Annotated in this window: 22 protein-coding genes and 1 pseudogene; 14 read left to right on the top strand and 9 right to left on the bottom strand. The window is 69.2% G+C overall.

Translation table 11 applies throughout. From position 1 onward, the window contains the following. The first annotated feature begins 401 nt into the window (after positions 1 to 401). The 3 genes from ACIPWY_RS32240 (at position 402) to ACIPWY_RS32230 (ending at position 4,188) form a co-directional block, all read left to right on the top strand. On the top strand, positions 402 to 1,316 hold the full coding sequence (locus tag ACIPWY_RS32240; protein ID WP_362909491.1) for an alpha/beta fold hydrolase: 915 nt from the start codon (positions 402 to 404) through the stop codon (positions 1,314 to 1,316). A 154-nt stretch (positions 1,317 to 1,470) separates the two neighbouring features. Next, positions 1,471 to 2,757 carry a glycosyltransferase gene (locus tag ACIPWY_RS32235; protein WP_362909433.1) on the top strand — a complete coding sequence of 429 codons (1,287 nt, stop codon included), beginning with the start codon at positions 1,471 to 1,473 and terminating at the stop codon, positions 2,755 to 2,757. 90 nt (positions 2,758 to 2,847) lie between these two features. Then, complete coding sequence (locus ACIPWY_RS32230) at positions 2,848 to 4,188, top strand: wax ester/triacylglycerol synthase domain-containing protein (RefSeq protein WP_393702261.1); 1,341 nt, start codon at positions 2,848 to 2,850, stop codon at positions 4,186 to 4,188. A 41-nt stretch (positions 4,189 to 4,229) separates the two neighbouring features. On the opposite strand, the gene ACIPWY_RS32225 is transcribed toward ACIPWY_RS32230, so the two are convergent. Beyond that, positions 4,230 to 5,153: an SDR family oxidoreductase gene (locus tag ACIPWY_RS32225; protein WP_393702263.1), complete on the bottom strand. Its 924-nt coding sequence runs from the start codon at positions 5,151 to 5,153 to the stop codon at positions 4,230 to 4,232. 105 nt (positions 5,154 to 5,258) lie between these two features. Here ACIPWY_RS32225 and ACIPWY_RS32220 point away from each other — a divergent pair, with 105 nt between their 5' ends. Further along, positions 5,259 to 5,831: a TetR family transcriptional regulator gene (locus tag ACIPWY_RS32220; RefSeq protein ID WP_393702265.1), complete on the top strand. Its 573-nt coding sequence runs from the start codon at positions 5,259 to 5,261 to the stop codon at positions 5,829 to 5,831. 69 nt (positions 5,832 to 5,900) lie between these two features. Here the strand turns inward: ACIPWY_RS32220 and ACIPWY_RS32215 are convergent, their stop codons facing one another. Continuing rightward, positions 5,901 to 7,157 carry an aromatic acid exporter family protein gene (locus tag ACIPWY_RS32215; RefSeq protein WP_362909425.1) on the bottom strand — a complete coding sequence of 419 codons (1,257 nt, stop codon included), beginning with the start codon at positions 7,155 to 7,157 and terminating at the stop codon, positions 5,901 to 5,903. Positions 7,158 to 7,388: 231 nt separating this feature from the next. Here ACIPWY_RS32215 and ACIPWY_RS32210 point away from each other — a divergent pair, with 231 nt between their 5' ends. Then, entirely contained in the window at positions 7,389 to 7,661 is a 273-nt protein-coding gene (locus tag ACIPWY_RS32210) for an HPr family phosphocarrier protein (RefSeq protein ID WP_393702268.1), read from the top strand. Positions 7,662 to 7,730: 69 nt separating this feature from the next. Here the strand turns inward: ACIPWY_RS32210 and ACIPWY_RS32205 are convergent, their stop codons facing one another. Further along, positions 7,731 to 8,357, bottom strand: coding sequence for a TetR/AcrR family transcriptional regulator (locus ACIPWY_RS32205; RefSeq protein ID WP_393702270.1), 627 nt, complete (start codon positions 8,355 to 8,357; stop codon positions 7,731 to 7,733). Here ACIPWY_RS32205 and ACIPWY_RS32200 point away from each other — a divergent pair. Then, a pseudogene (locus ACIPWY_RS32200) lies at positions 8,281 to 8,732 on the top strand (FAD-dependent oxidoreductase); the annotation flags it as partial. The gene ACIPWY_RS32205 and the pseudogene ACIPWY_RS32200 sit on opposite strands and share 77 nt — an antisense overlap. A gap of 21 nt (positions 8,733 to 8,753) precedes the next feature. Here ACIPWY_RS32200 and ACIPWY_RS32195 read toward each other — a convergent pair. Continuing rightward, positions 8,754 to 9,323 carry a carbonic anhydrase gene (locus ACIPWY_RS32195; protein WP_362909419.1) on the bottom strand — a complete coding sequence of 190 codons (570 nt, stop codon included), beginning with the start codon at positions 9,321 to 9,323 and terminating at the stop codon, positions 8,754 to 8,756. Between the two features lie 337 nt (positions 9,324 to 9,660). Then, complete coding sequence (locus ACIPWY_RS32190; RefSeq protein ID WP_401536160.1) at positions 9,661 to 10,410, bottom strand: TetR/AcrR family transcriptional regulator; 750 nt, start codon at positions 10,408 to 10,410, stop codon at positions 9,661 to 9,663. Positions 10,411 to 10,499: 89 nt separating this feature from the next. On the opposite strand from ACIPWY_RS32190, the gene ACIPWY_RS32185 reads away from it, so the two are divergent. After that, on the top strand, positions 10,500 to 11,381 hold the full coding sequence (locus ACIPWY_RS32185) for an NAD(P)H-binding protein (RefSeq protein WP_362909415.1): 882 nt from the start codon (positions 10,500 to 10,502) through the stop codon (positions 11,379 to 11,381). Positions 11,382 to 11,462: 81 nt separating this feature from the next. On the opposite strand, the gene ACIPWY_RS32180 is transcribed toward ACIPWY_RS32185, so the two are convergent. Then, positions 11,463 to 12,068, bottom strand: coding sequence for a TetR/AcrR family transcriptional regulator (locus ACIPWY_RS32180; RefSeq protein ID WP_393702273.1), 606 nt, complete (start codon positions 12,066 to 12,068; stop codon positions 11,463 to 11,465). A gap of 157 nt (positions 12,069 to 12,225) precedes the next feature. Here ACIPWY_RS32180 and ACIPWY_RS32175 point away from each other — a divergent pair, with 157 nt between their 5' ends. Both ACIPWY_RS32175 and ACIPWY_RS32170 read left to right on the top strand, forming a co-directional pair. Further along, complete coding sequence (locus tag ACIPWY_RS32175) at positions 12,226 to 12,639, top strand: HGxxPAAW family protein (protein WP_393702507.1); 414 nt, start codon at positions 12,226 to 12,228, stop codon at positions 12,637 to 12,639. A gap of 128 nt (positions 12,640 to 12,767) precedes the next feature. Next, entirely contained in the window at positions 12,768 to 13,556 is a 789-nt protein-coding gene (locus ACIPWY_RS32170) for an ArsR/SmtB family transcription factor (RefSeq protein WP_393702509.1), read from the top strand. 93 nt (positions 13,557 to 13,649) lie between these two features. Here ACIPWY_RS32170 and ACIPWY_RS32165 read toward each other — a convergent pair whose 3' ends face one another. Together ACIPWY_RS32165 and ACIPWY_RS32160 are read right to left on the bottom strand one after the other, a co-directional pair. Continuing rightward, the gene (locus tag ACIPWY_RS32165) at positions 13,650 to 14,375 is read right to left on the bottom strand and encodes an aspartate/glutamate racemase family protein (protein WP_393702275.1); all 726 of its coding nucleotides are present in this window, start codon (positions 14,373 to 14,375) and stop codon (positions 13,650 to 13,652) included. 91 nt (positions 14,376 to 14,466) lie between these two features. Next, complete coding sequence (locus ACIPWY_RS32160) at positions 14,467 to 15,957, bottom strand: NCS1 family nucleobase:cation symporter-1 (protein WP_362909375.1); 1,491 nt, start codon at positions 15,955 to 15,957, stop codon at positions 14,467 to 14,469. 337 nt (positions 15,958 to 16,294) lie between these two features. Here ACIPWY_RS32160 and ACIPWY_RS32155 point away from each other — a divergent pair, with 337 nt between their 5' ends. Continuing rightward, positions 16,295 to 17,803, top strand: a complete 1,509-nt coding sequence (locus ACIPWY_RS32155) for an MFS transporter (protein ID WP_393702277.1) — start codon at positions 16,295 to 16,297, stop codon at positions 17,801 to 17,803. A 44-nt stretch (positions 17,804 to 17,847) separates the two neighbouring features. Here ACIPWY_RS32155 and ACIPWY_RS32150 read toward each other — a convergent pair whose 3' ends face one another. Continuing rightward, complete coding sequence (locus ACIPWY_RS32150) at positions 17,848 to 18,777, bottom strand: carbamate kinase (protein ID WP_393702279.1); 930 nt, start codon at positions 18,775 to 18,777, stop codon at positions 17,848 to 17,850. Between the two features lie 113 nt (positions 18,778 to 18,890). On the opposite strand from ACIPWY_RS32150, the gene ACIPWY_RS32145 reads away from it, so the two are divergent. Genes ACIPWY_RS32145 through ACIPWY_RS32130 form a run of 4 tightly spaced genes read left to right on the top strand, consistent with a single transcriptional unit; the run spans position 18,891 to position 24,156 of the window. Further along, positions 18,891 to 19,829, top strand: a complete 939-nt coding sequence (locus ACIPWY_RS32145; protein WP_393702281.1) for a DUF2877 domain-containing protein — start codon at positions 18,891 to 18,893, stop codon at positions 19,827 to 19,829. Further along, a complete protein-coding gene (gene fdrA / locus ACIPWY_RS32140; protein ID WP_362909367.1) occupies positions 19,826 to 21,385 on the top strand; it encodes an acyl-CoA synthetase FdrA in 1,560 nt (519 codons plus the stop codon). The genes ACIPWY_RS32145 and fdrA overlap by 4 nt, the downstream gene beginning before the upstream one ends. Continuing rightward, the gene (locus tag ACIPWY_RS32135) at positions 21,382 to 22,809 is read left to right on the top strand and encodes a DUF1116 domain-containing protein (RefSeq protein WP_393702284.1); all 1,428 of its coding nucleotides are present in this window, start codon (positions 21,382 to 21,384) and stop codon (positions 22,807 to 22,809) included. The genes fdrA and ACIPWY_RS32135 overlap by 4 nt, the downstream gene beginning before the upstream one ends. A 30-nt stretch (positions 22,810 to 22,839) precedes the next feature. Then, a complete protein-coding gene (locus tag ACIPWY_RS32130; protein ID WP_393702286.1) occupies positions 22,840 to 24,156 on the top strand; it encodes a cytosine permease in 1,317 nt (438 codons plus the stop codon). Positions 24,157 to 24,171: the final 15 nt, after the last annotated feature.

The following is a 24,171-nucleotide window of genomic DNA, read 5'->3' as shown; positions in this document are numbered from 1 at the left end:
ATGCGTCAACTGCCTTACGCGGCTGCTCAAGGGGCCTTGGTCAAATCCGACGTCCGCGCCTGGAGTCACGAGCAGCGATTCACTCGTAGGGATGAACATAGGCGCCAACTCGGCTCCAACGCCCGCTCCATGACCGCCGAAACCATGTGCAAGTTCCCCGCTTTTGCACACGAACGGGATCATTGTGGGAACAAGTCTGCGAGATTGCAGAGTTGGTATGCCTCGGCTCGACCACTATCCAGCGAATGGAACGGTGCATTCCATTCGGAACGATATCTTGACGCCATGTCAATGTGCGGTTTTATCGGGACCTGGGCTGGATCGACCACTTTGCGGCTGTACCCAGGCCGCACGCCGTGGGACCTGGTGCACGGAACGGGGGTTGATGCCCCGTGTCTCTGATGTCGCCGGCGCTCGCCGTCCCCAGCACCCGCACGCGATCCGCTCTCGTATCGCGCCACGAGTGGGAGGGATATCGCTGTGAGTCGCGGATGGTGCGGGCGGCCGCCCCGCGTATCGCGCCCTTGGTGCTCGTCGGCGGCGCGTTCCAGACCAAGGAGAGTTGGGGGCGTCTGGAGCGTGAACTGCTCGCGCACGTAGACGTGTTCACCGTTGACCTGCCGGGATGGGGTGCGGGGAACGTCCTGCCCGACCAGCATGGTGCGGACTTCCTCGCGGACGCCCTGGGCCACATGCTCGACGAGTCGGGGCTGACCTGCGTCAATCTCGTGGGCGGCTCGTACGGCACCGCGATCGTCTACCGCCTCGCGCAGCGGCGGCCCGAACTGGTGGAGAGAATGGTCATGGTGGGCACCATGACGTCCATTCCCGGGCACGCACGCGTCGCCATGCGCCGGACCCTGGACCTGCTGGTGGACCGGCGCATGGAGGAGTTCGCCGAGGAGACGGTCGCGTTCATGGTCAACGCCGACCGGATCGACTCCGTCACCGCGGGGTCGCGGGTTCGCCGCTTCCTGATCCGCCGGATGCTCAACCTGAGCGAGGAGGATGTCGCGAAGCACCTCGCCAACACGATGCGTCTGCTCAGGCACGAGATGCTCGACACGAGCCGGCCGCCCGCGATGCCGGTGCTGGTCGCCACCGGGGAGCACGACACGTTCACCACTCCGGAGCTGTGCCGGGACCTCGCCGCCACGTGTTCCGACAGCTGGTTCACGCAGGTGGCGGACGCCGACCACATGCTTCCGCTGGAGCGGCCGGTCGAACTGGCCGATCTGATCACACACTTCCTGGCAGGTGAACCGTTGGAACAGCTCACGTACTGCCGCGGAGTCGAGCGGACCTCCCACGCCTGACCAGCGCGCGCCGAGAGCCGGGCAGTGCTTGATCATGTGACTCCCGGTCTGCGTGCTCGTTGGTGGCGTATGGAAAGGCGTGAGTCGCGGCAGTCCAACGGCTTGTCAGGAACCGCTGGCCACTCGACTCCGGTTGAAAGGGGACCCGCACTCGATGCGCATCCAAGTCATCACGGTGGGTTCGACCGGCTCAGTCGCCCCGTACACCGGGCTCGCACACCGGCTGCTGTCCGAGGGGCACGCCGTCGAGATCGTCACTCACGCCAAGTTCGCCCCGATGGTGGCTTGTTGTGGACTTGGCATGGCGCCGCTCGAAGCCGACCCCTTTGAGGCGCTGATCGGTGCCCACAGCCGTGCCACCGGTGCGGCGCGTCCATCAAGCGCCTCTCCCAGTTCCCCTCGTTCGCTCCAGCTCCAGACACTCAAGTCCCTGCGGTCACTGGTCCGGACGACCGAACAGGCCATGCTCTCGCTGGTGGACGCCCTCCTCACCGCAGTGGATCCGAAGGCCGACCTCATCCTGCTGTCGACCATCGCGGCCCCGATCGGCGCGGCCATCGCGCGCTATCACCGCATTCCCGCCATGGGTGTCTTCCTTCAACCCGACGTGCCCACAGCCGAGTTCTCCCCGTGCACGATGGCCTGGCGCGGCCCGGGCCGCACGAACCGCGTGCGGGGCCACGCCGGGAACACTCTCTTCGACACTCTGTACCGCACGGCCATGCGCGCCGTCCACACCCGCCTCGGTGTCGACCACCGCAGCGCCCATCGCCTGCGCGGCATCCGCGAGCGCAACCAGTGGCCGATCTGGCACGGCTACAGCCCTTGGGTCGTTCCCCGTCCGGCGGACTGGCGGCCAGGGCTGCACGTGTCCGGCTACTGGTGGCCGCACGAGTGCCCGAACTGGCAACCACCCACCCTCGTAAGGGACTTCCTGGCCGCCGGACCACCCCCGGTACTCATCGGATTCGGAAGCATGATGCCCGGCGACCCCGAGGAACTCGGCGGGATCGCAGCGCGGGCTCTGCGGCGCGCGGGACTGCGTGGGGTAGTCCAGTCGGGCTGGGCCGGTCTGTCGGTGGTCGACGACGACGTCATCACCGTCGGCGAGGTCCCGCACAGCTGGCTGATGCCGCAGACGGCGGCGGTGGTCCACCACGCAGGCGCCGGCACCACCGCGGCCGGCCTGCGGGCGGGCGTTCCGGCGGTGCCCGTCCCCGTCATGACCGACCAGCCCTGGTGGGCCGCCCGCCTGGTCCAGCTCGGGGTGAGCGCGGAGGCGGTGCCTTGCACCGAACTGACCGCCGCGCGGCTGACCGACGCGCTCACCCGGACGACCCAGGACCGCGCGCTGTCGCGGAACGCCGCGGCAGCGGCCGTACGGCTGGCGCAGGAGGACGGGGCGGGGGCCGTGGCACGCGCGGTCGCCGCGCTCGGCTGATCCCCGCCGTCCGGCGCATGCTCCGCCCATCGCTCGCGGAAGGCGCCGAGCGGAGCAGGACACTCACCATCATCGGCTTGAGGACCCCCCATGACCCGACCAACCCCGCCATCACATCTCGCCACCTCGTCAGCCGCACCAGAACACAACAACGCCGGCCCCGCCACCGCCATGCCACCGCTGGACGCCTGGCTGCACCGACAGCAGAGCAGCGGCGGCTCCAACATGACCGCCGCGCTGCTCGCCTGGTTCGAGGGTCGCCCACCCACGCTGACAGCCCTTCGCCGCCTGGCCGGTGACCGCCTCGCGCACCACCAGCGGCTACGACAGATGCCGAGCCCGGTGCATCCCACCGCCGACTGCTGGCCGGCGTGGTCGACCGGCCCGCAGTTCGAGGCCGATCACCACATCGTCGAAAGCCCCGACGTCGCCCCGGCCGGACTCGAAGTACACATCGCAGCACTGTTCACCAGGCCACTCGACCCGCGCCGTCCGCCGTGGCAGCTGCACCTCGTCCCCACCCCAGGGGGCTTCGTTCTCCTGTTCCGCACCCACCACGCGCTGCTTGACGGCAGGTCGATCGCCACGGTGCTCCGCGCCCTGTTCGACGAGGCCGCCGCACCGCATCCTCCGCGAGCCGGTGGCCCTACGGCAGTTGACGCCCCTTCCCGGGTCCGTCAACTCGCCTGGGCTCTGGGCGACTTGCTCCCCAAGGCCCGCCCAATGCCCTTTCACGGCTCCGTGGACCCTGACCGTGTCTTGTCCTTCCGCCGGGTACCGCGCAAGGAGATCGACGCCGCCCGCGCCGCATTGCGCCCCACCGCGTCCGCCGAACGGGCCTCCACCAACGCGGTCTTCCTGGCCGCCACCTCCGGAGCCCTCCGATCGACGGGCCTCACCGGCCGCCCGGCGCCGGCCTTCCCCGGCATCTGCGCCCTGGTCCCCGTCGACGTACGCACCCACGAGGAATCACCACTCCTCGGCAACCATTACGCCACCGTCCGGGTTCCGCTCCCCCAGCAGCGGGACGCGCAACGGAGGCTCGCCGCCGTCGACTCCTTCATCCGGCGCGGCGCGATCGGGGCCAGGGCGCGCGCCCAAGCCGCGGTGGTCTCATCGCGACCTCGCAAAATCACCCCGTTGAGCAGCGCAGCGAGCCGCTACGTCGACTCACCTCGCTACTTCTCCCTCCTCTGCAGCAGCGTGTCCACACACGCCGGCGAACTGACCCTCGGGTCGGCGAGACTCACCGCGATGGCAGCCCTCCCGCCGCTCGGCCCCGGCCACCCACTCGCAGTCACCGTCACCCATCACGGCAGCACGTCGGTCGTCACCACCATCACCGACGGCAACCACAGCCGACTGGCACAACCGCTCGCCGAACGAATCCACGACGAAATCCGCTTGCTGGCCAACTGCCCCACTCCGTAAGGAAGATGAGGGGCGTAGAGGTCTCGGGGCGCGTGACGAGGTCAGGCGGTCGTCGTCGGCGCCTGGAAGTAGTGCCCCTTGTCGAGGTCCTCGAGAAGTCCGGGCCGGGTCGGCTCCCAGGCCAGCACTTCGCGGGTCAGTGTGTTCGACGCCGGGGCGTCGAACCCGATGAAGGCGCTGAGCCAGGTGAAGTGCTCGGCGGCGTCCTCGGGAGCCACGGAGGTCACCGGCACGTCGAGGTGACGGCCGATCACTTCGGCGACGTCACGGATCGCGACCCCCTCCTCCGCGACGCCGTGCAGCACCGATCCGGCGGGGGCCTTTTCGACCGCGAGGCGGAACAGGTGGGCGGCGTCCAGGCGGTGGACGGCCGGCCAGCGGTTGGCGCCGTCGCCGAGGTAGCCGGAGAGGCCCTTGGCGCGGGCAGTGGCGACCAGCGTCGCCATGAAGCCGTTGTCCCCGTCGCCATGGCAGGTGGGAGAGAGCCGCACCACACACGAGCGCACGCCCCGCGAGGCAAGTGCGAGCACCGCATCAGCCGTGGTCACGCGGATGGAGATCGGCGAACCGTCGGCCGTGGCCATGTCGTGCTCGGTCGCCACCCGCCCGGGTGCGAGGCCGGCCAGGCCGGAGGCGATGACGAAGGGCCGGTCGGTACCGGCGAGCGCGGCGCCGATGGTGTCGACGGCGCGGCGATCTGCCTCGGCGGCTCCCTGGAAATCGCCGGTGAACGCGATGTCGTGCTTGAAGGCGAGGTGAATCACCCCGTCCGACACGGCGGCCGCGTCCCGCAGGACGTCCAGGTCGTCGACCGTGCCGCGGACGATCTCCGCCCCCGCGGCGGTGAGGGCGGCCGCGGAGGCGTCGGAGCGCGCCAGCCCGACGACCTCGTGCCCCGCGTCGATGAGTTCGGGAACGACGGCGGAGCCGATCCAGCCGGAAGCCCCGGTCATGAAGATGCGCATGAGAAACCCCAAAGAGTCGATGGCAGGCAACTGCCCTAGTGATGTCAGTGCCTGTCATCGACGCTACACCTGATGTCAGGCACTGTCATCACGTAGGATCTGCGCATGGGTAGATGGGAGCCGAACGCGCGTGGGCGTCTGGCGAACGCGGCGTTGGCGCTCTACAGCGAGCGCGGGTTCGAGCAGACGACCGTGGCGGAGATCGCCAAGCGTGCCGGGCTCACGGAGCGCACCTTCTTCCGGCACTACGCGGACAAGCGCGAGGTCCTGTTCGCCGGCTCCAGCCAGCTGGAGGAGGCTCTCGTGCAAGCGGTCGCCGCCGTCCCGAAGTCCGCGGCGCCGATCGACGCGGTGGCCGTGGGCCTCGACACCGTCGCCGGGTTCTTCACCGACCGCCGCGACTTCGCGCGGCAGCGACAGGCCGTGATCATGGCGAACGCGGAACTTCAGGAGCGTGAGCTCATCAAGCTCGCCTCGATGTCGGCGGCGCTCGCCGACACCCTGCGCCGACGCGGTGTGGCGGAGCCGGCCGCGAGCCTGACCGCCGAGGCGGGGGTCTCCGTCTTCAAGGTGGGCTTCGAGCGCTGGATCGGCACGGCCGAGGAACGTGAGATGTCGCAGTTCCTCAGGGAATCGCTGGACGAGCTCAAGGCCGCGCTCACGGGCCACCAGCCCTAGCCCACGTCTGGTCTTCGTGACGCGTGTCCGTCGCGCACCTGCGTCACGCACATCTCCCACGCGCGTCCGTCAAGCGCGCTTTCTGCGTACCTGAGGCCGGTGCCTGCGCGCCCATCTCAGCACGTCGGCGAGTGCAGGGAAGCGTTCGTGCAGTTGCTGAGCGTTGCGGTCCAATTCCTCCATCAGCCGCTGCGTGCGGTGGTCCGTGTCGAGTTCGGCGAGGATGCGGTCGATCTCGGTGAGCAGGGCACCCTGCAGCTGCCACTCTCTCGGGTCGTCCTGGACGGTATCCAGGAGCAGCCGTGCGACGTGGTCGCGCTGGGCTCCGGCGGCGGCGAGATGGCTGACCAGGCGGCCCTCGGCCGTCTCCGATTCCGAACTGGTTCCGGTGGAGACGAGCACGGCGAAGCTGACCACCGCGTCCGCGACGTGGCCGAGCAGATCCCGCATCGCGTTCGACACCGCGGGGTCGAGCAGCGACTCCGCCTCACGCTGTTTGGCCAGGTCGGTGAGGGTCCGGGCGATGACGCGCAGGACGACGGTGCAGATTTCGAGCGTGTCTAGGCCGGTTCGCAGGACCACGCGATGCAGCCGTCCTTCCCGTACGCGCGGATTGAGCCGGAGGCTGTCCTCGGCCTGCCGCAGGGAGGCATCCACGTCGGCGATGTCCTGATCCAGGCGGCGTGCCTGGTGGAGTCGTTCCGCAGCCAGCGGCCAGGGCGTCTCTTCGTCGAGCTGGTCGCTCAGGTCGAGGAGCAGTAGGCGCATGCGCCGGGCGAGGTCCTCCAGGGCGTCGCCCGCTGTGTCCACCCACAGAGGCGGGGCGAAGAAGAGGTTGAAGGCGAGGCCGGTCAGGGCTCCGATCAGGGTTTCCAGTACGCGGTCCCAGGCGCTCGATGCCACTTGGGTGACGCCGAGTACGAGCATGGCGCTGATCGCCACCTCGGGTACGAACTCGTTCGCCCGTACGAAGGGTCCGATGGTGAGGGAGAACAGGATGATCAGCGCCAGGCTCCACCAGGTGAGCCCCACCAAGGCGCTGAACCCGATGGCGATGAACACCCCGACCACCACGGCGTTGATGCGGCGGATGCTCATCTTCACGGTCGCGTAGAGGGTCACCTGCACGACCAGGAGAGCGGTCAGGGGCGCGGTCAGCGGGACCGGTTCGCGGCTGAGGTGCAAGGCGATGACGTAGGCGATCGTCGATGCGGCGGTGGCCCGCAGCGTCTGGACAGCGACCGGGTGCCGCAGCCGTTTCACGAGCCGACGGCCATTCGGGACGCGGCTCAGCAGCTTCAGAAGCCGCTCGGGTAACAGACGCATCTTCCGTTCCTTCCCCGATCCGTCCAGCACCTCCCGGTGGCGTAGACCGCCCGGGTCATGCGGGACGGGATCGAGGGCAGCCGGGGCCCACTCTTCATGCCCGTATCTGTTTACTTCACTGCGTCATCCCCGTAGCATCCCGGAAAACACAGAGTTCCAGACATCAAACGGATCCAAATCCACATTCATGGAGGGCCTCCCGCCCTTCGCCTCCAGAGAGAGAGTCAACTCATGCCGCAGCGCACAGTCGTCATCGGTTCGCGTACCGGTCTGCACGCCCGCCCGGCCTCGGTCTTCGTCCAGGCCGCAGCCAAGCAGCCGGTCAAGGTGACGGTGGGCCGTGAGGGGCAGAGCCCGGTCGACGCACGGAGCCTGCTGTCCGTGCTCGCGCTCGCGGTCAAGCACGGTGATTCCGTGGTGCTCGCCGCCGAAGGCGACGGCGCGGACGCCGCGATCGACGAACTGGCCGCGCTCGTGGCGACCGACCTCGACGCCAGGGAATAGCGGGGCCACTCGGACCACCTGCCGCGTGCAGGCACCCTCGCCCGCGACGGCCTGCGGCCGGCCGGTCGGCTATCGACCGGCGGTGATTCCGGTGAGGATGAGGTCGATGCCGGAGAGGAACTCGGTTCGGTCGTCGTGATCGCGCAGCCGGCCCGCGACGCCACGGGTGAACGCGTACTCGTCGGGATCGAGGTCTGCCCATACGGCTGAGACGGCGTTCAGGAACTCGGTGCGGTCCGTCTCCGGCCGGACCGGGCGGGCGTTGGCCGCGTTCTGTCCGGCCACCCCGAGGATGTAGTTCCACAGCGCGGACGCGACGTTGAACTGGGCGGCGGCCGGCACTCCGAGCGCTTGGACCTGGCGCCCGATGTTTTCGAAGACCCGCGGCATCGGCGACTGCCCTGGGGCGCGGGCGAGTTGAGTGCCGATCCACGGGTGGTCGTCGAACACGCCGAGCGCGAGGGAGCGGATCGCGTCCTGCGGCGTTGCATCGGAGGCGCCGACGGTCACGGCGCCGGCCAGGACGGCGTCAGTGGCGGCGCCGAGGAGTTCACCCTTGCCCGCGACATGCCAGTAGATCGCCCCGGGCCCGGTGGCGAGGCGCTCGGACAGCGCACGGTACGTCCAGCTGAATCGCCCCGCCGAGTGGATCACCGGCATCGACTTCACCGACACCACCACCGCGACCGCCCGCATCGCGGCCGAGTTCGAGGGGTGGGCTCCAAGGCCACCGCGCTCATCACCGACGGCGAGATGTCACCCGTCCCACGCGCGATCCACACGCTCCCGGACCGACACCGGTGGGACCGCGTGCCCGGGGTGACGCTCCTCGGTGACGCCGCGCACCTGATGCCACCGTCCGGCGAGGGCGCGAACCTGGCCATGTTCGACGGCGCCGAGCTCGGGAAGGACATCGCCGCGCACCCCGACGACCTCGAAGCGGTACTCCCCGCCTACGAAGAAGCGATGTTCCCGCGCAGCGAGTCGGAAGCCGCGGATGCGCACGTGCTCATAGCGCTCTGCCTCGAGGACCGGGCACCGTACAGCATGATCGACTTCTTCACCGGCTGACGAGCGGGCCCGATGAGTGGTTCAGGAAGGGGCGCCGGTCAGGACCTCCACCTTGCCGGTGTCGAGTGAGTAGTAGGCGCCGACCACGGCGAGCTCTCCCTTTTTCACGAGGGGGGCGAGGTCGTTGTTGGTGCGCAGATCGGTGGCGGTGAGGGTGACCTGGGCGCGGGCCATGGTCTCGACGGGGTCGGCACCGCCCTGGCGGACTGCCTGTCGGTAGGCCGGCTCGAGAGCCTTGACGATCGCCTGCAAGTTGCCCGGCAGCGGTTTGTCGTCACGCAGGGACTCGTACGCCGCCTTGACGGCTCCGCAGCGCTGATGGCCGAGCACCACGACGAGTGGGGTGCCGCTCGTCATGGGCCCGTATTCGACGGAGCCGATGACCACCGGCCCGACCGCTTCCCCGCCCGTGCGCATCACGTAAAGGTCGCCGAGCCCGGTGTCGAAGAGGAGTTCCGGCGGTACGCGGGAGTCGATGCACGAAAGGACCGATCCGTACGGCTCCTGCTGTTGAGCCACGAACTCACGCCGGTCCGGATCCCGGTCGGGGTGCTGGAGGTCTCCACTCACCCAGCGCTTGTTGCCTTCCATCAGTCTCGCGAAAGCCGCCGCGGGCGTGGACGGCGGCGGCATCGGCGTTGTGCTTGACGACGCTGTACCTGACGGCGCTGTGCTTGACGGCGCCGTGACGGCGTTGGTCGGTGTACACCCAGCGAGCGCGACCGTGGCGCTCGCAAGTACGCCGGCCAGGAGAACTCTGCGCTGCGGAGATTCTGCTGCGTCCATCGGTCGTTCCTCTCGGTGCCGCGTGCCGCTCGCACACGCCCATGCGTCCTGACAGGGGCGATTGTGCGGTCCGGTGCGGGTGACCTGGCGACAGGCACCAGCGGGGGCGGTGAACTTTGCCACCCACGGCCTATCGAGGGGCTCAGCCGTCGGCGGCCAGACGCCCCAGCCACTCGGCCAGCAGGTGCTGTTCCGCCCCGCTGAGGATCGTCTGTTCGGGCAGGGCGGCACGCAGGGCGCGTGCGGCGCCGGCGGGGCCCGCGGACTGCACAGCCGGTTCCTGGTTGGTCACGGCGGCGACCATGGACTCCCGAAGCGTCGTCAACAGGGCCGGATTGCGCCGGTCTTCGGGCAGCGAAAGCCAGGTGAGGACCGCGCCGCGCGCCGTGGCGTGGATGATCATGGCGGCGAGCTCCTCGTCGACCCGGAGCCATCCGGCAGCGGCCAGCCGCCGGATCCGCCCCATGAGGATCTTCATGCCCGCCTCGAACGCGGCCGACGAGCGGGCCGGGGCGGGCTCGCTGTACATCAGCGTGTACAACGCCGGGTTGTCCAGTCCGAACTCGACGGCCAGATCCCAGCCGGCCCGCAGGTCCTCGACGGGGTCCTGCGGAGGGGGAACCACGGTCTTGCTCGCGAGGAACTTGGCGAAGCCGTGCTCGGCCACCGCTTCGAGCAGCCCGTCCTTGTCGCCGAACAGCCGGTAGATGGCGGGTGGTTGCAGACCTGCCGCGACGGCGACGGCGCGCGTCGTGACCGCGTCGCGACCCTCGCGCGCCAGCAGGTCGGCGGCAGCCTCGATCACCAGCTGCCGAGGCTCCTCGCGCTCCGTGGGTGCCGTCCCGGATTCGACGGTGGCCGCGTCACGGCCACCTCGTGAACGTGGTGACATATATCAACGATACAGCACGAGCGATACCATCGTTAGTATCAGTGATACGCTAAATGCGATTCCACTGGAACCACACATGGGAGTGAACCATGATCATCGTGACCGGAGCCACCGGCCGGCTCGGGCGCCGGATCGTCGAGAGCCTGCTGACACGCGTACCCGCGGACCGGATCGGCGTCAGCGTCCGCACCCCGCAGAAGGCCCAGGACCTCGCGGACCGCGGGGTGCGCGTACGGCAAGGCAGTTTCAGCGACGCCGCCGGCCTCGCGCACGCCTTCGAGGGCGCCTCGCAAGTGCTCATCGTGTCCGTCGACAAGATGGGCGAGGAAGCGGTGCGGCAGCACCGCGCGGCCGTCGAGGGGGCCGTCGCGTCGGGCGCCCGACGCATCCTCTACACCAGCCACATGGGCGCAAGCCCCACGTCTCAGTTCGAGCCGTGCCGTGACCACGCCGCCACCGAGGAAACCCTGCGGACCTGCGGCGTGCCGTACACCTCGCTGCGCAATGGCTTCTACGCCACGAGCGCGCTGCAGTTCCTGGGGCACGGGCTGGAGTCGGGAGAAGTCGAACTCCCGGCGGACGGGCCGGTGAGCTGGACCTCGCACGCCGACCTCGCCGACGCGGCCGCCGCCGTCCTGGCCGACGAGGGCCGCTTCGACGGCCCGACGCCGCCGCTCACCGCCGCGCAGGCGCTCACCTTCGACGACATCGCCGGCATCGCGGCCGAAGTCGGCGGCCGTAGCGTCAAGAGGATCACGACCCCTGATGACACGTTCCGCGAGCAGCTCGTGGGCCATGGCGTCCCCGCCGGGACGGCCGATCAGCTGCTCGGCGTCTTCACCGCCAGCCGAGCCGGCGAATTCGCGACGGTCGACCCGACACTCGCCGACCTGATCGGACGCGAAACCACCACCCTCAGCACGGTGTTGCGCGAGCAGCTGGGCGGCAACCGACCTGTACCTCCGCGTTGACCTTGATGGCCTTGAGTGCGGGGCACTCGGCACAGAAAGCGTCCCGTTGCCTCAGCGGTACGACCGTCAGCGGTACGACCGTCAATCCCCGCTCGGCCACGCGGCCATCGCCAGCTCAGCCACCTGGGACAGCTCGTCCGTGTCGGCCCCGTCCCGTGCGCGCTGCGAAAGTCCCTGCACGATCGTGGCGAAGTAGGACGCCAGAGCCGACGCATCGGTCCGAGTCGGCAGCTCCCCTTCCTCCTTGCCCCGGCACAGCCGTTCTTCGATGGCGGCCAGGCCCGCGTTGCGCACGTCGCGCAGGAACTTCGCGATCTCCTCGTCCTGCACGGTGACGTTGGTGGCCGCGCTGATGGCCAGGCAACCCGCCGGGTGCGACGGATCCGCGTAGACCGCCGCCGCCTCACGCAGGATCCGGGCCACGGCCCCGCGAGCCGTCGGTTCCTCGGCCAGCGCACGCGCCGGGAAGGAGCCCACCGGCGACCGCCCGTACACCTCGACGGCCTCCCTGAAGAGCGTCTTCTTGTCGCCGAACGCCGCATAGAGGCTGCCCGGGCGGATGCCCATCGCCGCCGTCAGCTCACCCAGAGAAGTCGCCTCGAAACCGCGCTCCCAGAACAGCCGGACGGCCGCCTCCAGCGCCGCGTCCCGGTCGAACGTGCGCGGACGCCCTCGTGCCTTGCTCATGCCCGCCATTCTAGAGCGCCCGCTCAAGAACTCATGCTACGTTCCCTTCTTGAGCACTTGCTCAACAAATAGAGGAAGCCAAGGAGGCCCTCAACCCATGAGCGGACAGCAGAGCGGGCAACAGGCCGGGCAGCTCGACGGACGTCTGAACGGGCACATGGGCGGACGTCTGGACGGGCGACCGGAGAGGCGGCATCCGAACGGGCCTCTCCACGCACACCGGCACGACGAGGGACACACCATCGCGGGGTGGGCGGGCTTCGCCGTCGCCACGGCCGGGGCCGCCATCACCGGCCTCGGCATCTGCGGATGGCGCCCGGGGATCTGGCTCGGGATCTGCGTCCTGGCCTCGGCGGCGCTGGTCGCATGGGGCCTGCACCTGGCGGGCTGGGGCAAGCCGCCGGGACCACGGTCTTCCGACCTCAGGGGCCGGGACCGTGCGGCTCGCGATGGACATGCGGACTGCCTCGGGTGCCGGATGGCGGGTCGGCGCGGCGTTCACGCACGCCCGCGCGCCACCACCGAGCCCGCCGCCACACCCACGCAAGCGCACTCTCCCGCCGACCTCTGACCCGGCCGACGACCAGTGCACCGGTCGCACCAGGCACACCAGCCGCACATGAACCCTCTCCTCACGACCGCTGGCATTATGCAGGTGATTGCCTGCATAATCGAAGGGTGAGCCTCGAAGCGACAGCGATGGACCCGGTCTTCAAAGCACTGGCCGACCCCACCCGGCGGCGGCTGCTCGACCGTCTGCGCGAGCACAACGGCCAGACCTTGCGCGAGCTGTGCGAGCGCCTGGACATGGCACGCCAGTCGGCCACCCAGCATCTCGACATCCTGGAGCGGGCCAATCTCGTGACCGTCGTCCGGCGCGGACGCGAACGGCTTCACTACCTGAACCCGGCTCCGATCCACGAGATCGAGGAACGCTGGATCTCCGAGTTCGACAAGCCCCGCCTGCAAGCGATCAGTGCCATCAAGAACCAGGCAGAGGAGTACGCCATGACCAACGGATCAGCATCCGTACCGTCCTACGTCTACGTCACTTACATCCGGGCCGGTGCGGAGCAGGTGTGGCAGGCCCTGACGGACGCAGACCTCACAGCGCGCTACTGGGGACACGCCAATGTCTCCGACTGGCAGCCGGGCTCGGCCTGGGAGCACCGCCGCGTCGACGGATCGGGGGCCGTGGATGTCGTCGGTCAGGTACTCGAGGCCGAGCCGCCGACGCGTCTGGTCATCACGTTCGAGGACACCCCGGACGCCCAGCCGCCTCGCGAGCCCTCCGTCGTCACCTTCCTTGTCGAGCCGCACGAGGACATCGTCCGGCTCACCGTGACACACGAGAAACTCGCCAACTCGGAGATGCTGAACGGCATTTCGCAGGGATGGCCGGCCGTCCTGGCGAACCTCAAGTCGCTGCTCGAGACCGGCGAGGTGCTCCCGCAGGCACCATGGAGCATGGCCGGTACGCCCGCCTGAAGCACCCGCCAGGAGATGCGTCGGCAGCGGTGGTTCAGCATCCGGGTGCCGGTCGCCACCGCGCGAAGCGACCGGCCCGGGGCTGCCCAGGGGTCATGCGGCCTGCGGCGGCCAGTTCTTGATGGCCTTGGGGCGCGGCGCCGCGTAGGTGCGTACCTTCGAGGTGGACAGGCCGAGGCGGACGAGGGACTCGGCGATGGTCACGGCCGCCGCGACGCCGTCCACCACGGGGACGCCTGTGCGCTGGACCACTTGTTCCGTGAGGCCGGCCATGCCGCCGCAGCCGAGGCAGATCACCTCGGCCTTGTCGCGTTCGACGGCCTGGGCCGCCTGTTCCACGATGGCCTCGACGGCGGCTTCCTCGTCGCTCTCCAGGTCCAGTACGGCCATTCCGCTGGCCCGCACCGAAGCGCAGCGGTCCGCGAGGCCCGCGAGCTTGAGCCGGTCCTCGATGAGCGGCACGGTCCGGTCCAGCGTGGTGACCACGGAGTAGCGGTGCCCGAGGAACTGCGCCGTGCTCGCGGCGGCTTCCGTGATGTCGACGACCGGGACGTCGAGGAGTTCCTGGAGCCCCTCCCGTCCGTGCTCGCCGTACCCGGCCTGGATGACCGCGTCGAAGGGGTGCGGGTAGGAGCGGACCGCCTCCATCACGGCGACGGCCGCGAGGTAGCTCTCGTAGTTGCCCTCCACGGACTCCGCACCGAACGGCGGTGTGAGCGGCACGATCTCCGTTCCCGGTGAGGCGACGGCGGCGGCCTGTGCGCCGATGCTCTCGGTCATCGAGGCGGTGGTGTTGACGTTGACGACGAGGATGCGCATTTCTGGGCTTTCTTGCTGGGGTCGGCCTGGGCCGAAGGTGGTACGCGGGTGGTGCGCAGGTGGTGCGGGGCCCGTGGAGGGCGCGGGGTCGTCAGCCGGCGTCGACCGCGATGGCCTCACCATCGACGTCGCTGGTCGGCTTCTTCCGGTCGGCGAGGACCAGGTAGACGACGGTGGAGAGGGCCGCACCGATGAACCAGGAGAACCCGGACACGGACTTGAAGGTGGGGACCAGTGCGATGACGACGGCGACGGCCGCGGCGGGGACGAAGGCGGCGATGGCCTTCATGTGGAACCCGCGCTGGTAGAAGTAGTCGCCCTGCCGGTCGTCGGTGTAGAGGTCGGGGACGTTCACGCGGGTCTTGCGGACCAGCCAGTAGTCCGCCATGACGACACCGAAGATGGGGCCGAGCAGTGCTCCGAGGCCGCCGAGGAAGTAGTTCACGACGGTCGGGTTGTCGTAGAGGTTCCACGGCAGGATGACCAGGCCGATGACGGCGCTCACCACGCCGCTGCGACGGAAGTTGAGCGTGCGCGGGAAGAGGTTGACGAGGGCGTAGATGGGCGCCACGAAGTTCGCCATGAGGTTCACCGCGATGGTGAGGGTGATGAACGCGAGTGAGGCCGCCGCCATCAGGAACGTGTTGGGGATCGAGCGCACGATGTCCTCGGGCCCGGTGATGACCTCACCGTTCAGCTTGAACTGGGCCCCGCTGAGCACGACCACGATGCCGGCGAAGAAGAGCATGTTCACGGGGATGCCGACGAGGTTGCCTCGCACGATCGCCCGGCGGCTCTTGGCGGAGCGCGTGAAGTCGCAGAAGTTGAGCACGAACGTGCCGTAGATGACGACCCAGAGGGCGGCGCTCTCGAAGATCTGACGCCACATGTCCACGCCGCTCGGCGCGTGACCGGTCGACAGGGCGATGGAGCCGTCGGCGCGGATGAACATCCAGATCGCCAGCGCGGACATCGTGATCAGGATCGTGGGTGCCGCGAACGCCATGTACTTGCGGATGAGTTCCATGCCGTAGCTGACGATGACGACCTGAACGACCCACAGGGTCAGGAACGTCGCCCAGCCCAGGGTCGACAGCCCGAGGATCGAGTTCTCGTCGAGTGAACTCAGCCCGGGGAAGAGCACCTTGACGAGCGCTCCCAGGACGGACGCCGCCAGGTACGTCTGGATGCCGAACCACGCGATGGCCACGACACCACGGACGATGGCCGGGATCTGCGCTCCCTTGACGCCGAACGCGATGCGGCTCATGACGGGGAACGGGACGCCCGTCTTGTTCCCCATGTACCCCGACAGGGTCAGGAGCAGGAAGAGCAGCGCCGACGCGATCACGAAGGCGACGAGGATGTTCCAGACGCTCATCCCCAGGGCGAACAGGCCTATCGCGAAAGCGTAGTTGCCGAGGCTGTGCACGTCGTTGCCCCAGAGGGTGAAGACGTTGTACGCGCCCCAGCGGCGTCCTTCCTTCTTGGTGGGGGCGAGGTCGGGGCTGTACAACCCGGGGCTCGTCCGGGGTTCCCCGTCGACCGCAGCGGTGGGGGGCTTTTCGTGTACGGCGGCCATGACATACTCCCGGCATTTCCGTATCGCGGAATAATTTTTCCTTGTTTCGGAACGGGAGATTACGGCCGGTGGTAGTGGCGGTCAATAGGTGGCTGCCCAGAATTTATTCGACACCGCACAGCACTCCACCGTGACATCTCTCACGCGGTGAAGATTGCGTGAGCAAATTGTTTCCGCGCGATGCCGCCCCTTCGGCGAGCTCCTTGCCGCCCCTTCGGCCCACGCCTTGCTACGCACAGCGCCCACAGAGGGTCATCCTGCATACCAGTGCAGCAGTCATGACCGATCCAGGGCTGTGACCTTTACGTTCGACCATGTTTTGGTATACAAAATCTCCATGCCCGCCCCTCCACCGTCACCGCGCACCCCTCAGGAACAGCTTCCGGATCCCCGGCGCTGGTGGGCGCTGTGCGTCCTCGGCCTGGCCCAGCTGATGATCCTGCTGGACAGCACCATCGTGAACGTGGCCTTGCCGTCCATGCAGAGCGAGTTGGGCATGGCGGACGGCGACCGGCCTTGGGTCGTCACCTCTTACACGGTCGCGTTCGGCGGGCTGCTCCTGCTCGCCGGCCGCATCGCCGACCACGCGGGGCGGGGGCGCGTCTTCGCCTCGGGCCTGCTCGGTTTCGCGGTCGCCTCGGCCGCGGCGGGGGCCGCCCCCACGGCACAGGCCCTGTTCGCCGCCCGTGCCGTGCAGGGCGCCTTCGCCGCGCTTCTGGCGGCCTCGGCCCTCGCCCTGGTGACCACGGCTTTCACCGATCTGCGCGAACGCCGCAAGGCCATCGCCGTCTTCGGTGCACTCGGCGGGGCCGGCGCCTCCCTCGGCGTCGTCCTGGGCGGGTTGCTCACGCAGTGGCTCGGCTGGCGCTGGTGCCTGCTGGTCAACGTACCCATCGCCCTCCTCGCACTGCTCGGCACGCTGTGGACTCCGCGTGATCACGCCCAGCGCCTCACCGGCCGTATCGACATCGCGGGCGCGGTGCTCGGGTGCGGCGGTCTGACGGCGGTGGTGTACGCGTGCAGCCAGGCGGAGGCTCAGGGGTGGACGTCTCCTGGTGTACTCGGCGTGCTGCTCACCGGAGCCGTCCTGCTGACGGCGTTCGCCTGGTGGCAGACCCGGGCCGCCGCCCCGCTGCTGCCTCCGCGGCTGATGCGCGACCGGCGCCGGGTCGCCTCACTGCTGGCCGGTGGCGCTCTGATGGCGGGCCAGCTGTCCGTCTCGCTCTATCTCACGTACTACCTGCAGACCGTCCTGGACTGGTCCGCGCTGGCCAGCGGCCTGGGCTTCCTGCCCATCAGCCTCGTCACCACCGCGACGGCGACCCAGCTCGGCACCCGCCTGCTGCCCAGGTTCGGGCCGCGCGTGATGATGACGGCCGGCCTGTGCATCTCCGCTTGCGGACTGTTCCAGCTCACGCTCCTGGAACCGGATTCCACGTACGCCGCGAACGTCCTCCCTGCGCTGATCACCTTCAGCGTCGGCATGGGCGGCAGCTTCCTGGCCATCATGACCGGCGCCACCTCCGACGTGCCCGCGCACGACTCCGGCATCGCCTCGGCGACGGTCAACTCCGCACAGCAGATGGGCGGTTCCATCGGATCGGCCATCTTCAACACGGTGGCGGCGAGCGCGGCAGCCGCCTTCCACGGGAGCCGGCGAGCCGCCACTCTGCACGGCTTCACCTCGGCCATCTGGATCCCCCTCGCCCTGCTCCTGCTGGCAGCGGTCCCGACGGCCACGCTGGCAGGCCACCGATCTACCCGCGTATATGCGTGCGCAAATACTTCTCTCCGCAATTCCCAAGGGGTGGGAAATGGGCAGGGAAGCAGAAGTCGCAGCGATTGACGAAGAGAAGAAGGGAAGAAATAGAAGAGAAATGCCTCGTCGGCTCAGGCGAAGACGATCCCCTCGGCGACATCGGTTCGGATCTCCGTGCCCACACGACGCTCCAGCAGGTCGTCGATCCGTTCGAGCGGGCCGATGAGCACGCGCCCGCCGGCCTGCGCGACCCGCACCGCGGCATCGACCTTCGGCTTCATCGACCCCTCGGCGAAGGCCAGCCGGGAGATCGCCTCCGGCGATGCGGTCAGGATGTCCCGCTGCTCGGGTGTCCCCCAGTTCTCGCTGACGTAGCCGCCGTCCGTGAGCATGACCAGCATGTCCGCCTTGAGTTCGGCTGCGAGAGCCGCGCTGGCGAGGTCCTTGTCCACCACGGCCTGCATGCCCGTCTGACGGCCCTTGCCGTCGATCTTCACGGGCACACCTCCCCCGCCGACGCAGACGACGAGCCGGCCGTTCTCCAGGAGCATGCGCACGAGCGGTGCCTGGACGATGCGCCGAGGGGCGGGCGACGGCACCACACGCCGGAACGCGGCACCGTCGCGCGCGATCGTCCACCGGTACTCGGCCGCAGCCTCCGCGGCGTCCTGCGCGGTGTACTGGGGACCGATCAGCTTCGTCGGGTGCCCGAACGCCGGGTCCGCCTCGTCGACCTCGGTGGTCGTGACGACCGCCGCCACCTCGCGCTCTCCCGCGAGAGCGTTGGAGAGCTCCTGCTGGATGACGTAACCGATCATGCCCTGTGTCTCCGCGCCGAGGATGTCCAGCGGGTACGCGGCCACGTCCTGGTAGGCGAGGTTCTGCAGAGCCAGGAGCCCCACCTGGGGTCCGTTCCCGTGCGTGATGACGAGCTCGTGCTGACGGGCGAGGCCGGCGAGCGCCTCGCACGTGGACCTCACGTTCGCGCGCAGATGGTCGGCCGTCATCGGTTCCCCCCGACGGGCCAGCGCGTTGCCTCCGAGAGCCACGACGATGCGCATGGATTCCCTCCACAGACGTGTTCGCTTCCCCATTGCCAAATGGTATACCAGTGAGTGAACGTTGAAGGGAACCCATCACGCCCCATGGGCACGGTGAGGGCGAGGAGGGTGCAGTGACTTCTCTGCGCACGGCCACTGATGTGCGCGCCGTTTCCGGTGACGCGGCGGTGATCGAGCACCTGCGCGCGCTCCGCGGGCAGGGCGTCGTCGAAGGCGTCTACCACCGGACTGTCAATGTGCTGACGCCTGATGACAGGCTCATCGCCCTCACGGCACGAAGCGGCGGCGACGCTCCCCGGACGCTCGTCACCGATGCGGACAGCTGGTCGGACAGGGGTATCTCGGCGGGTCGAACCGTGGAGTTCGCTCCTGGGGTCATCACTGTCCGCACCGCGGGCGGACGCCTGCGCGTGCACACGGAAGGCGCAGATGAATGGCATCCCATTCTTCCGTCGCTCGCGGAGCTCGTCCCGGTCGACCTCTCTGCCGCCGCCTCGGCGCTCGACCGGCTGGTACGGGCCCATGGCTCACGCGGCGGCATGCTCGGCCCGACCACCACCGCGTCTTCGATGGAGGTGGCCGTCACCCGGGCACTCGCCGACGGGCAGGACCTCCTCGTGTGCGCGATCAAGTCCAGGGACGGCGCCGGCCTGCGCCGCGGCATCCTGTCACTCCTCGGACTCGGCCCCGGACTGACACCCGCGGGCGACGACTTCCTGACCGCGCCCGCCCTGTTGTCCGCGCTCCCCGATAGCGTGCTCGGCCCGTTCGCGCGCGCCCTTGAAGACGTCCTGCGTGAACATCCGGGACGCACCACGCGGTTGAGCGTCGCCACGCTCGACGAGGCCCTGGCCGGACGCGCCCGCGCCTCACTGCTCGACGTCCTGCACGCGCTGGCCCGCCCTTCCGGCGGAAGCGAGGCACACGTGACACAGACCATCCGTACGCCGGTCCGGCACGTACTGGCCATCGGCCACACGTCCGGCACCGACATCTTGTCCGGTCTCGTGACCGGGCTTCGCCTGGAGAAAGAACTGCGAGGTTCGCTGTGAGCAGCACAGCAGTCGTCAAGAAGAACACCTACTTCGACTCGGTGTCCCTGATGTCCGTCTCGACCCGGGCGAATCAACTGCCCGGCGTGGAACAGGCGTTCGTCGCCATGGGCACCGAGATGAACAAGGGCGTGCTGAGCAGCCTCGGACTCCTCACGACGGATCTCAGTGCCGCGGGCACCGGGGATCTCATGATCGTCGTGGAGGCGGGCGAGGGAGCCGATCGGACAGCGCTGCTCGCGGAGGTCGAGGCGCTCCTCGTACAGAAGGCGCCCCGTGCGAGCGGTGCGGACATCGGTGCGGACACGGTCACCCACCGGACGGTCGACAGCGCCGCGCGCGGCATCCCCGAGGCGAACCTCGCTATCGTCGCGGTCAACGGCGCGTACGCGGGCCGTGAGGCACGCAAGGCGCTGGAGAACGGCCTGCACGTGATGGTCTTCAGCGACAACGTCCCCATCGAGGAAGAGGTCCGCCTCAAGCAACTCGCCCACAGCAAGGGCCTGTTCATGATGGGACCCGACTGCGGCACCGCGATCATCAACAATGTCGCGCTGTGCTTCGGGAACGCCGTGCGGCCCGGCACCGTCGGTCTCGTCGCGGCATCCGGCACGGGCGCACAGGAGGTCAGTGTCCGTATCCATGCGCTGGGCGCGGGCATCTCGCAGCTCATCGGCACGGGCGGCCGCGATCTGAGTGAGCAGGTCGGCGGCATCATGATGATCGACGGGATCCGCGCTCTGGCCGCCGATCCCGGGACCAGTGTGATCGTCCTCGTGTCCAAGCCGCCTGCCCCGGCGGTACGGGACAAGGTGCTGGCCGAGATCGCGGAAGCGGGCAAGCCCGTGGTTGTCTATTTCGTCGGCGGGTCAGAGGAGGCAGTGACCGCGGCCGGCGGGCACTTCGCCGCGAGCACCCAGGACGCTGCGCTCCAGGCGGTCCGTCTCGGGGTCGACGCCGACGCGGCCGTCGAGGTGCCGGCCACCGAGCAGGTGGACGAGGTATGTGCCCGGCTCGCTCCTGAACAGCGTTATGTGCGCGGCCTGTTCTGCGGCGGGACCCTGTGCGACGAGTCGATGTACGCGCTGCTCGAAGTCAGCGACAACGTGTGGAGCAACATCCAGAAGGACCCCGCGCGCCGTCTTACGGCAGACAGTCCCAGCGTCGGACACACCTTCCTCGACTTCGGCGACGACGAGTTCACCAACGGCCGCCCGCACCCGATGATCGACCCGTCGCTGCGTCTCGCACGCCTGCTCCAGGAGGCCGAGGACCCCCAAGTCGCCGTCGTCGTCATGGACTTCGTTCTCGGATTCGGCGCTCACGAGGACCCGGTCGGGGTGACGCTCCCCGCCATCGTGCAGGCCCGGAAGATCGCCTCCGACGCGGGCCGTCATCTGGAGATCGTGGGCTACGTCCTGGGCACCGACCTCGACACCCCGGGCCTCGCCGGGCAGGTCGCGGCCCTGGAGGCCGCCGGAGTCACCGTCACCCGCAGCAGCACCGAGACGGGCCGCTTCGCCCGTGAGACCGCCCGGAAGGCACACCGCGCATGAGCACTCAGGCCACCAGCCTCTTCAACAGCGACCTCAGCGTCATCAACGTCGGACTGGCCATGTTCGACCGGGACATCACCGCCCAGGGCGCGCAGGTGTCGACCCTCGACTGGACTCCGCCGGGCAGCGGCAGCCCCGAGGTCCTCGCGGCTCTCGACGCGCTGGAGGACCCGCGCGTCGCCGAGCGGACCGAGGCGGCCAATGCCGAAGCCGTCGACCGCATCATCGGCGCCCGTCCGATGCTGGTCGGCTTCGGCCGTGCCATCGACGTGGTGCCCGGGATGACGCCGACGACGATCCTGCACGCCGGGCCGCCGATCACCTGGGACCGGATGGCGGGCGCCATGAAGGGAGCCGTCACCGGAGCCCTCGTGTTCGAGGGCCTGGCGCGCGACCTCGACGAGGCCGAACGGCTCGCGGCCTCCGGCGAGATCACCTTCTCGCCGTGCCACGAACACGACTGCGTCGGTTCGATGGCCGGTGTCACGTCCGCGTCGATGTACATGCACATCGTCCGCAACGAGACCCATGGCAACACCGCCTTCACCAACCTCTCCGAGCAGATGGCGAAGATCCTTCGCATGGGGGCGAACGACGAGAGCGTCGTCGAGCGCCTGGTCTGGATGCGGGACGTCCTCGGCCCCATGCTCAAGGAGGCCATGGAGATCGGCGGCCCCGTCGACCTGCGTCTCCTGCTCTCCCAGGCACTGCACATGGGCGACGAGTGCCACAACCGCAACATCGCGGGCACCCTGCTCCTCACGCAGGCCCTGACTCCCGCCCTGCTCCAGACGGGTTTCACCACCCGGCAGAAGAAGGAAGTCTTCGACTTCATCGCCAGTTCGGACTACTTCTCCGGACCGACGTGGCTCGCGATGGCCAAGGCCGCCATGGACGCCGCTCACGGCATCGAGGGTTCGACGATCGTGACCACGATGGCCCGCAACGGCGTCGAGTTCGGTCTCCGCGTCAGCGGCCTGCCCGGGAACCAGTGGCTCACGGGCCCGGCCCAGCCGGTGGTCGGGCCGATGTTCGCCGGGTTCAAGCCCGAGGACGCCGGTCTGGACATCGGTGACAGCGCGATCAGTGAGACGTACGGCTTCGGCGGTTTCGCGATGGCGACCGCGCCCGCCATCGTCGCGCTCGTCGGCGGAACGGTGCAGGAGGCCGTCGCCTTCACCCGGGACATGGGTGAGATCACGACGGCTCAGAACCCGAACGTCACCATCCCCGCCCTGGGTTTCCAGGGCATCCCCACCGGTATCGACGTCCGCAAGGTCCTCTCCACGGGGATCCTGCCGGTCATCAACACGGCCATCGCTCACAAGGCGGCGGGCATCGGGATGATCGGCGCCGGGATCACCCACCCGCCCGCCGCGGTCTTCGAGCAGGCCGCCACAGCCCTGGCCCGCACGGTCGCCTGACGGCGCGCCGGCCCACCCACGGAGGCCACGATGAACAGACGCGATCCCGCCACGGCGGACACCGCCCACGCGGGGCTCGAGCTGGACCCGGAGTACGAGCACACTCCCGTTCCGACGGAGAGTCGCAAGTCCCTTCTCACCGTGTCGGCCGTGTGGTTCGGATTCCCCATGATCCTCACCAACGCCGTCCCCGGCGGGATCGTCGTCGCGCTGATGGGCTTCTGGCGCGGTCTTGCCGCCATCGTCGCCGCGAACCTGGTGATGCTGGTCTACGTCGGTCTGCTCAGTCACCGGGCCGGCAGCACGGGCGAGAGCTTCTCCCTCCAGGCGACCAAGACCTTCGGGAGGGTCGGCTACGTCGTCGCCTCAGGGTTCCTCGCGACGGTCGTCGTCGGGTGGTTCGCCTTCAACACCGGTGCCACGGGCGCCACCCTGCACCAGGCCTTCGGCTGGCACGAACAACTCGTCGCCGCCGTCGCCGGGGTCGCCTTCGTCGCGATCACGTTCCTCGGCATCCGCGCCCTGTCCTGGCTGGGCGCGGTCGCCGCCCCGCTGTTCATCCTCGTCGGCCTGATAGCCCTGGTGATCGTCTCCAGGGACCACGACCTCGCGACCGTCCTCGACTACCAGGGCGTGGGCGGGAACAGCGCCCTCACCTTCGGCGCCGCCGTCTCCCTCATCATGGCGACCTTCGCGGACTCCGGAACGATGACGGCCGACTTCACCCGCTGGTCCCTGAACGGCAGACAGGCCGTCATCGCGACGGCCACCGCGTTCCCCGTGGCGAGTCTCGTCGCCCAGATCACCGGAGGCATCGTCGTCGCGGCCGGCGCCGTCGCCTCGGCCGGCACGGTGGGCGGCAACTTCCTCCCGATCCTCACCGGCGGTCACGGCATCGCCCTCGACGTACTGGCCGCGGTGTTCGTCTTCGTCAACCTCGGCTCCGTGTGCAGCCACTGCCTCTACAACGGGGCCCTCAGCTGGTCGCATCTGACCCGTACGAGGATGCGGGTCATGACGCTCGTCCTGGGGGCCGTCGGCACGGTCGCCGCCCTCGCCGGCGTGTGGGACCACTTCCTCGACTGGCTGGTCGTCCTCAGCGTCTTCGTCCCACCGCTCGGCGGCGTACTGATCGCCGACCAGGTGCTCCTGCGCCGCCGCCTCGACGGGCGCGCCGAGGCGGCGGTACGTCCCACGGCGTTCGCCGCGTGGGCTGCCGGAGCGGCCGCCGGAGGGCTCGTGCACTGGTACGCGCCGCAGTTCTCCGACGCGGTCACCGGCCTGCTCATCGCTCTGATCGCGTATGGCGCACTGGAGGGGATGACGGTACGAAGCCGGGGTGTGTGAGGTGGACGCGGGCGC

The organism is Streptomyces sp. NPDC090032, assembly GCF_044748025.1.
GTDB lineage: Bacteria > Actinomycetota > Actinomycetes > Streptomycetales > Streptomycetaceae > Streptomyces.
This window is presented reverse-complemented; position numbering and strand designations above follow the sequence as displayed.

What these genes read in the sequence shown, in the direction of transcription:
- ACIPWY_RS32205 (WP_393702270.1), bottom strand. Translation starts at nt 8,357, where the DNA reads ATGCGGGCGGTCGCGGTGGTGGTGTCGGTGAAGTCGATGCCGGTGATC.
- ACIPWY_RS32235 (WP_362909433.1), top strand. Translation starts at nt 1,471, where the DNA reads ATGCGCATCCAAGTCATCACGGTGGGTTCGACCGGCTCAGTCGCCCCG.
- ACIPWY_RS32210 (WP_393702268.1), top strand. Translation starts at nt 7,389, where the DNA reads ATGCCGCAGCGCACAGTCGTCATCGGTTCGCGTACCGGTCTGCACGCC.
- ACIPWY_RS32160 (WP_362909375.1), bottom strand. Translation starts at nt 15,957, where the DNA reads ATGGCCGCCGTACACGAAAAGCCCCCCACCGCTGCGGTCGACGGGGAA.
- ACIPWY_RS32190 (WP_401536160.1), bottom strand. Translation starts at nt 10,410, where the DNA reads ATGTCACCACGTTCACGAGGTGGCCGTGACGCGGCCACCGTCGAATCC.
- ACIPWY_RS32195 (WP_362909419.1), bottom strand. Translation starts at nt 9,323, where the DNA reads ATGGAAGGCAACAAGCGCTGGGTGAGTGGAGACCTCCAGCACCCCGAC.
- ACIPWY_RS32225 (WP_393702263.1), bottom strand. Translation starts at nt 5,153, where the DNA reads ATGCGCATCTTCATGACCGGGGCTTCCGGCTGGATCGGCTCCGCCGTC.
- ACIPWY_RS32175 (WP_393702507.1), top strand. Translation starts at nt 12,226, where the DNA reads ATGGGCGGACGTCTGGACGGGCGACCGGAGAGGCGGCATCCGAACGGG.
- ACIPWY_RS32170 (WP_393702509.1), top strand. Translation starts at nt 12,768, where the DNA reads ATGGACCCGGTCTTCAAAGCACTGGCCGACCCCACCCGGCGGCGGCTG.
- ACIPWY_RS32130 (WP_393702286.1), top strand. Translation starts at nt 22,840, where the DNA reads ATGAACAGACGCGATCCCGCCACGGCGGACACCGCCCACGCGGGGCTC.
- ACIPWY_RS32150 (WP_393702279.1), bottom strand. Translation starts at nt 18,777, where the DNA reads ATGCGCATCGTCGTGGCTCTCGGAGGCAACGCGCTGGCCCGTCGGGGG.
- ACIPWY_RS32155 (WP_393702277.1), top strand. Translation starts at nt 16,295, where the DNA reads ATGCCCGCCCCTCCACCGTCACCGCGCACCCCTCAGGAACAGCTTCCG.
- ACIPWY_RS32185 (WP_362909415.1), top strand. Translation starts at nt 10,500, where the DNA reads ATGATCATCGTGACCGGAGCCACCGGCCGGCTCGGGCGCCGGATCGTC.
- ACIPWY_RS32220 (WP_393702265.1), top strand. Translation starts at nt 5,259, where the DNA reads ATGGGTAGATGGGAGCCGAACGCGCGTGGGCGTCTGGCGAACGCGGCG.
- ACIPWY_RS32165 (WP_393702275.1), bottom strand. Translation starts at nt 14,375, where the DNA reads ATGCGCATCCTCGTCGTCAACGTCAACACCACCGCCTCGATGACCGAG.
- ACIPWY_RS32135 (WP_393702284.1), top strand. Translation starts at nt 21,382, where the DNA reads ATGAGCACTCAGGCCACCAGCCTCTTCAACAGCGACCTCAGCGTCATC.
- ACIPWY_RS32240 (WP_362909491.1), top strand. Translation starts at nt 402, where the DNA reads ATGTCGCCGGCGCTCGCCGTCCCCAGCACCCGCACGCGATCCGCTCTC.
- ACIPWY_RS32215 (WP_362909425.1), bottom strand. Translation starts at nt 7,157, where the DNA reads ATGCGTCTGTTACCCGAGCGGCTTCTGAAGCTGCTGAGCCGCGTCCCG.
- ACIPWY_RS32230 (WP_393702261.1), top strand. Translation starts at nt 2,848, where the DNA reads ATGACCCGACCAACCCCGCCATCACATCTCGCCACCTCGTCAGCCGCA.
- ACIPWY_RS32180 (WP_393702273.1), bottom strand. Translation starts at nt 12,068, where the DNA reads ATGAGCAAGGCACGAGGGCGTCCGCGCACGTTCGACCGGGACGCGGCG.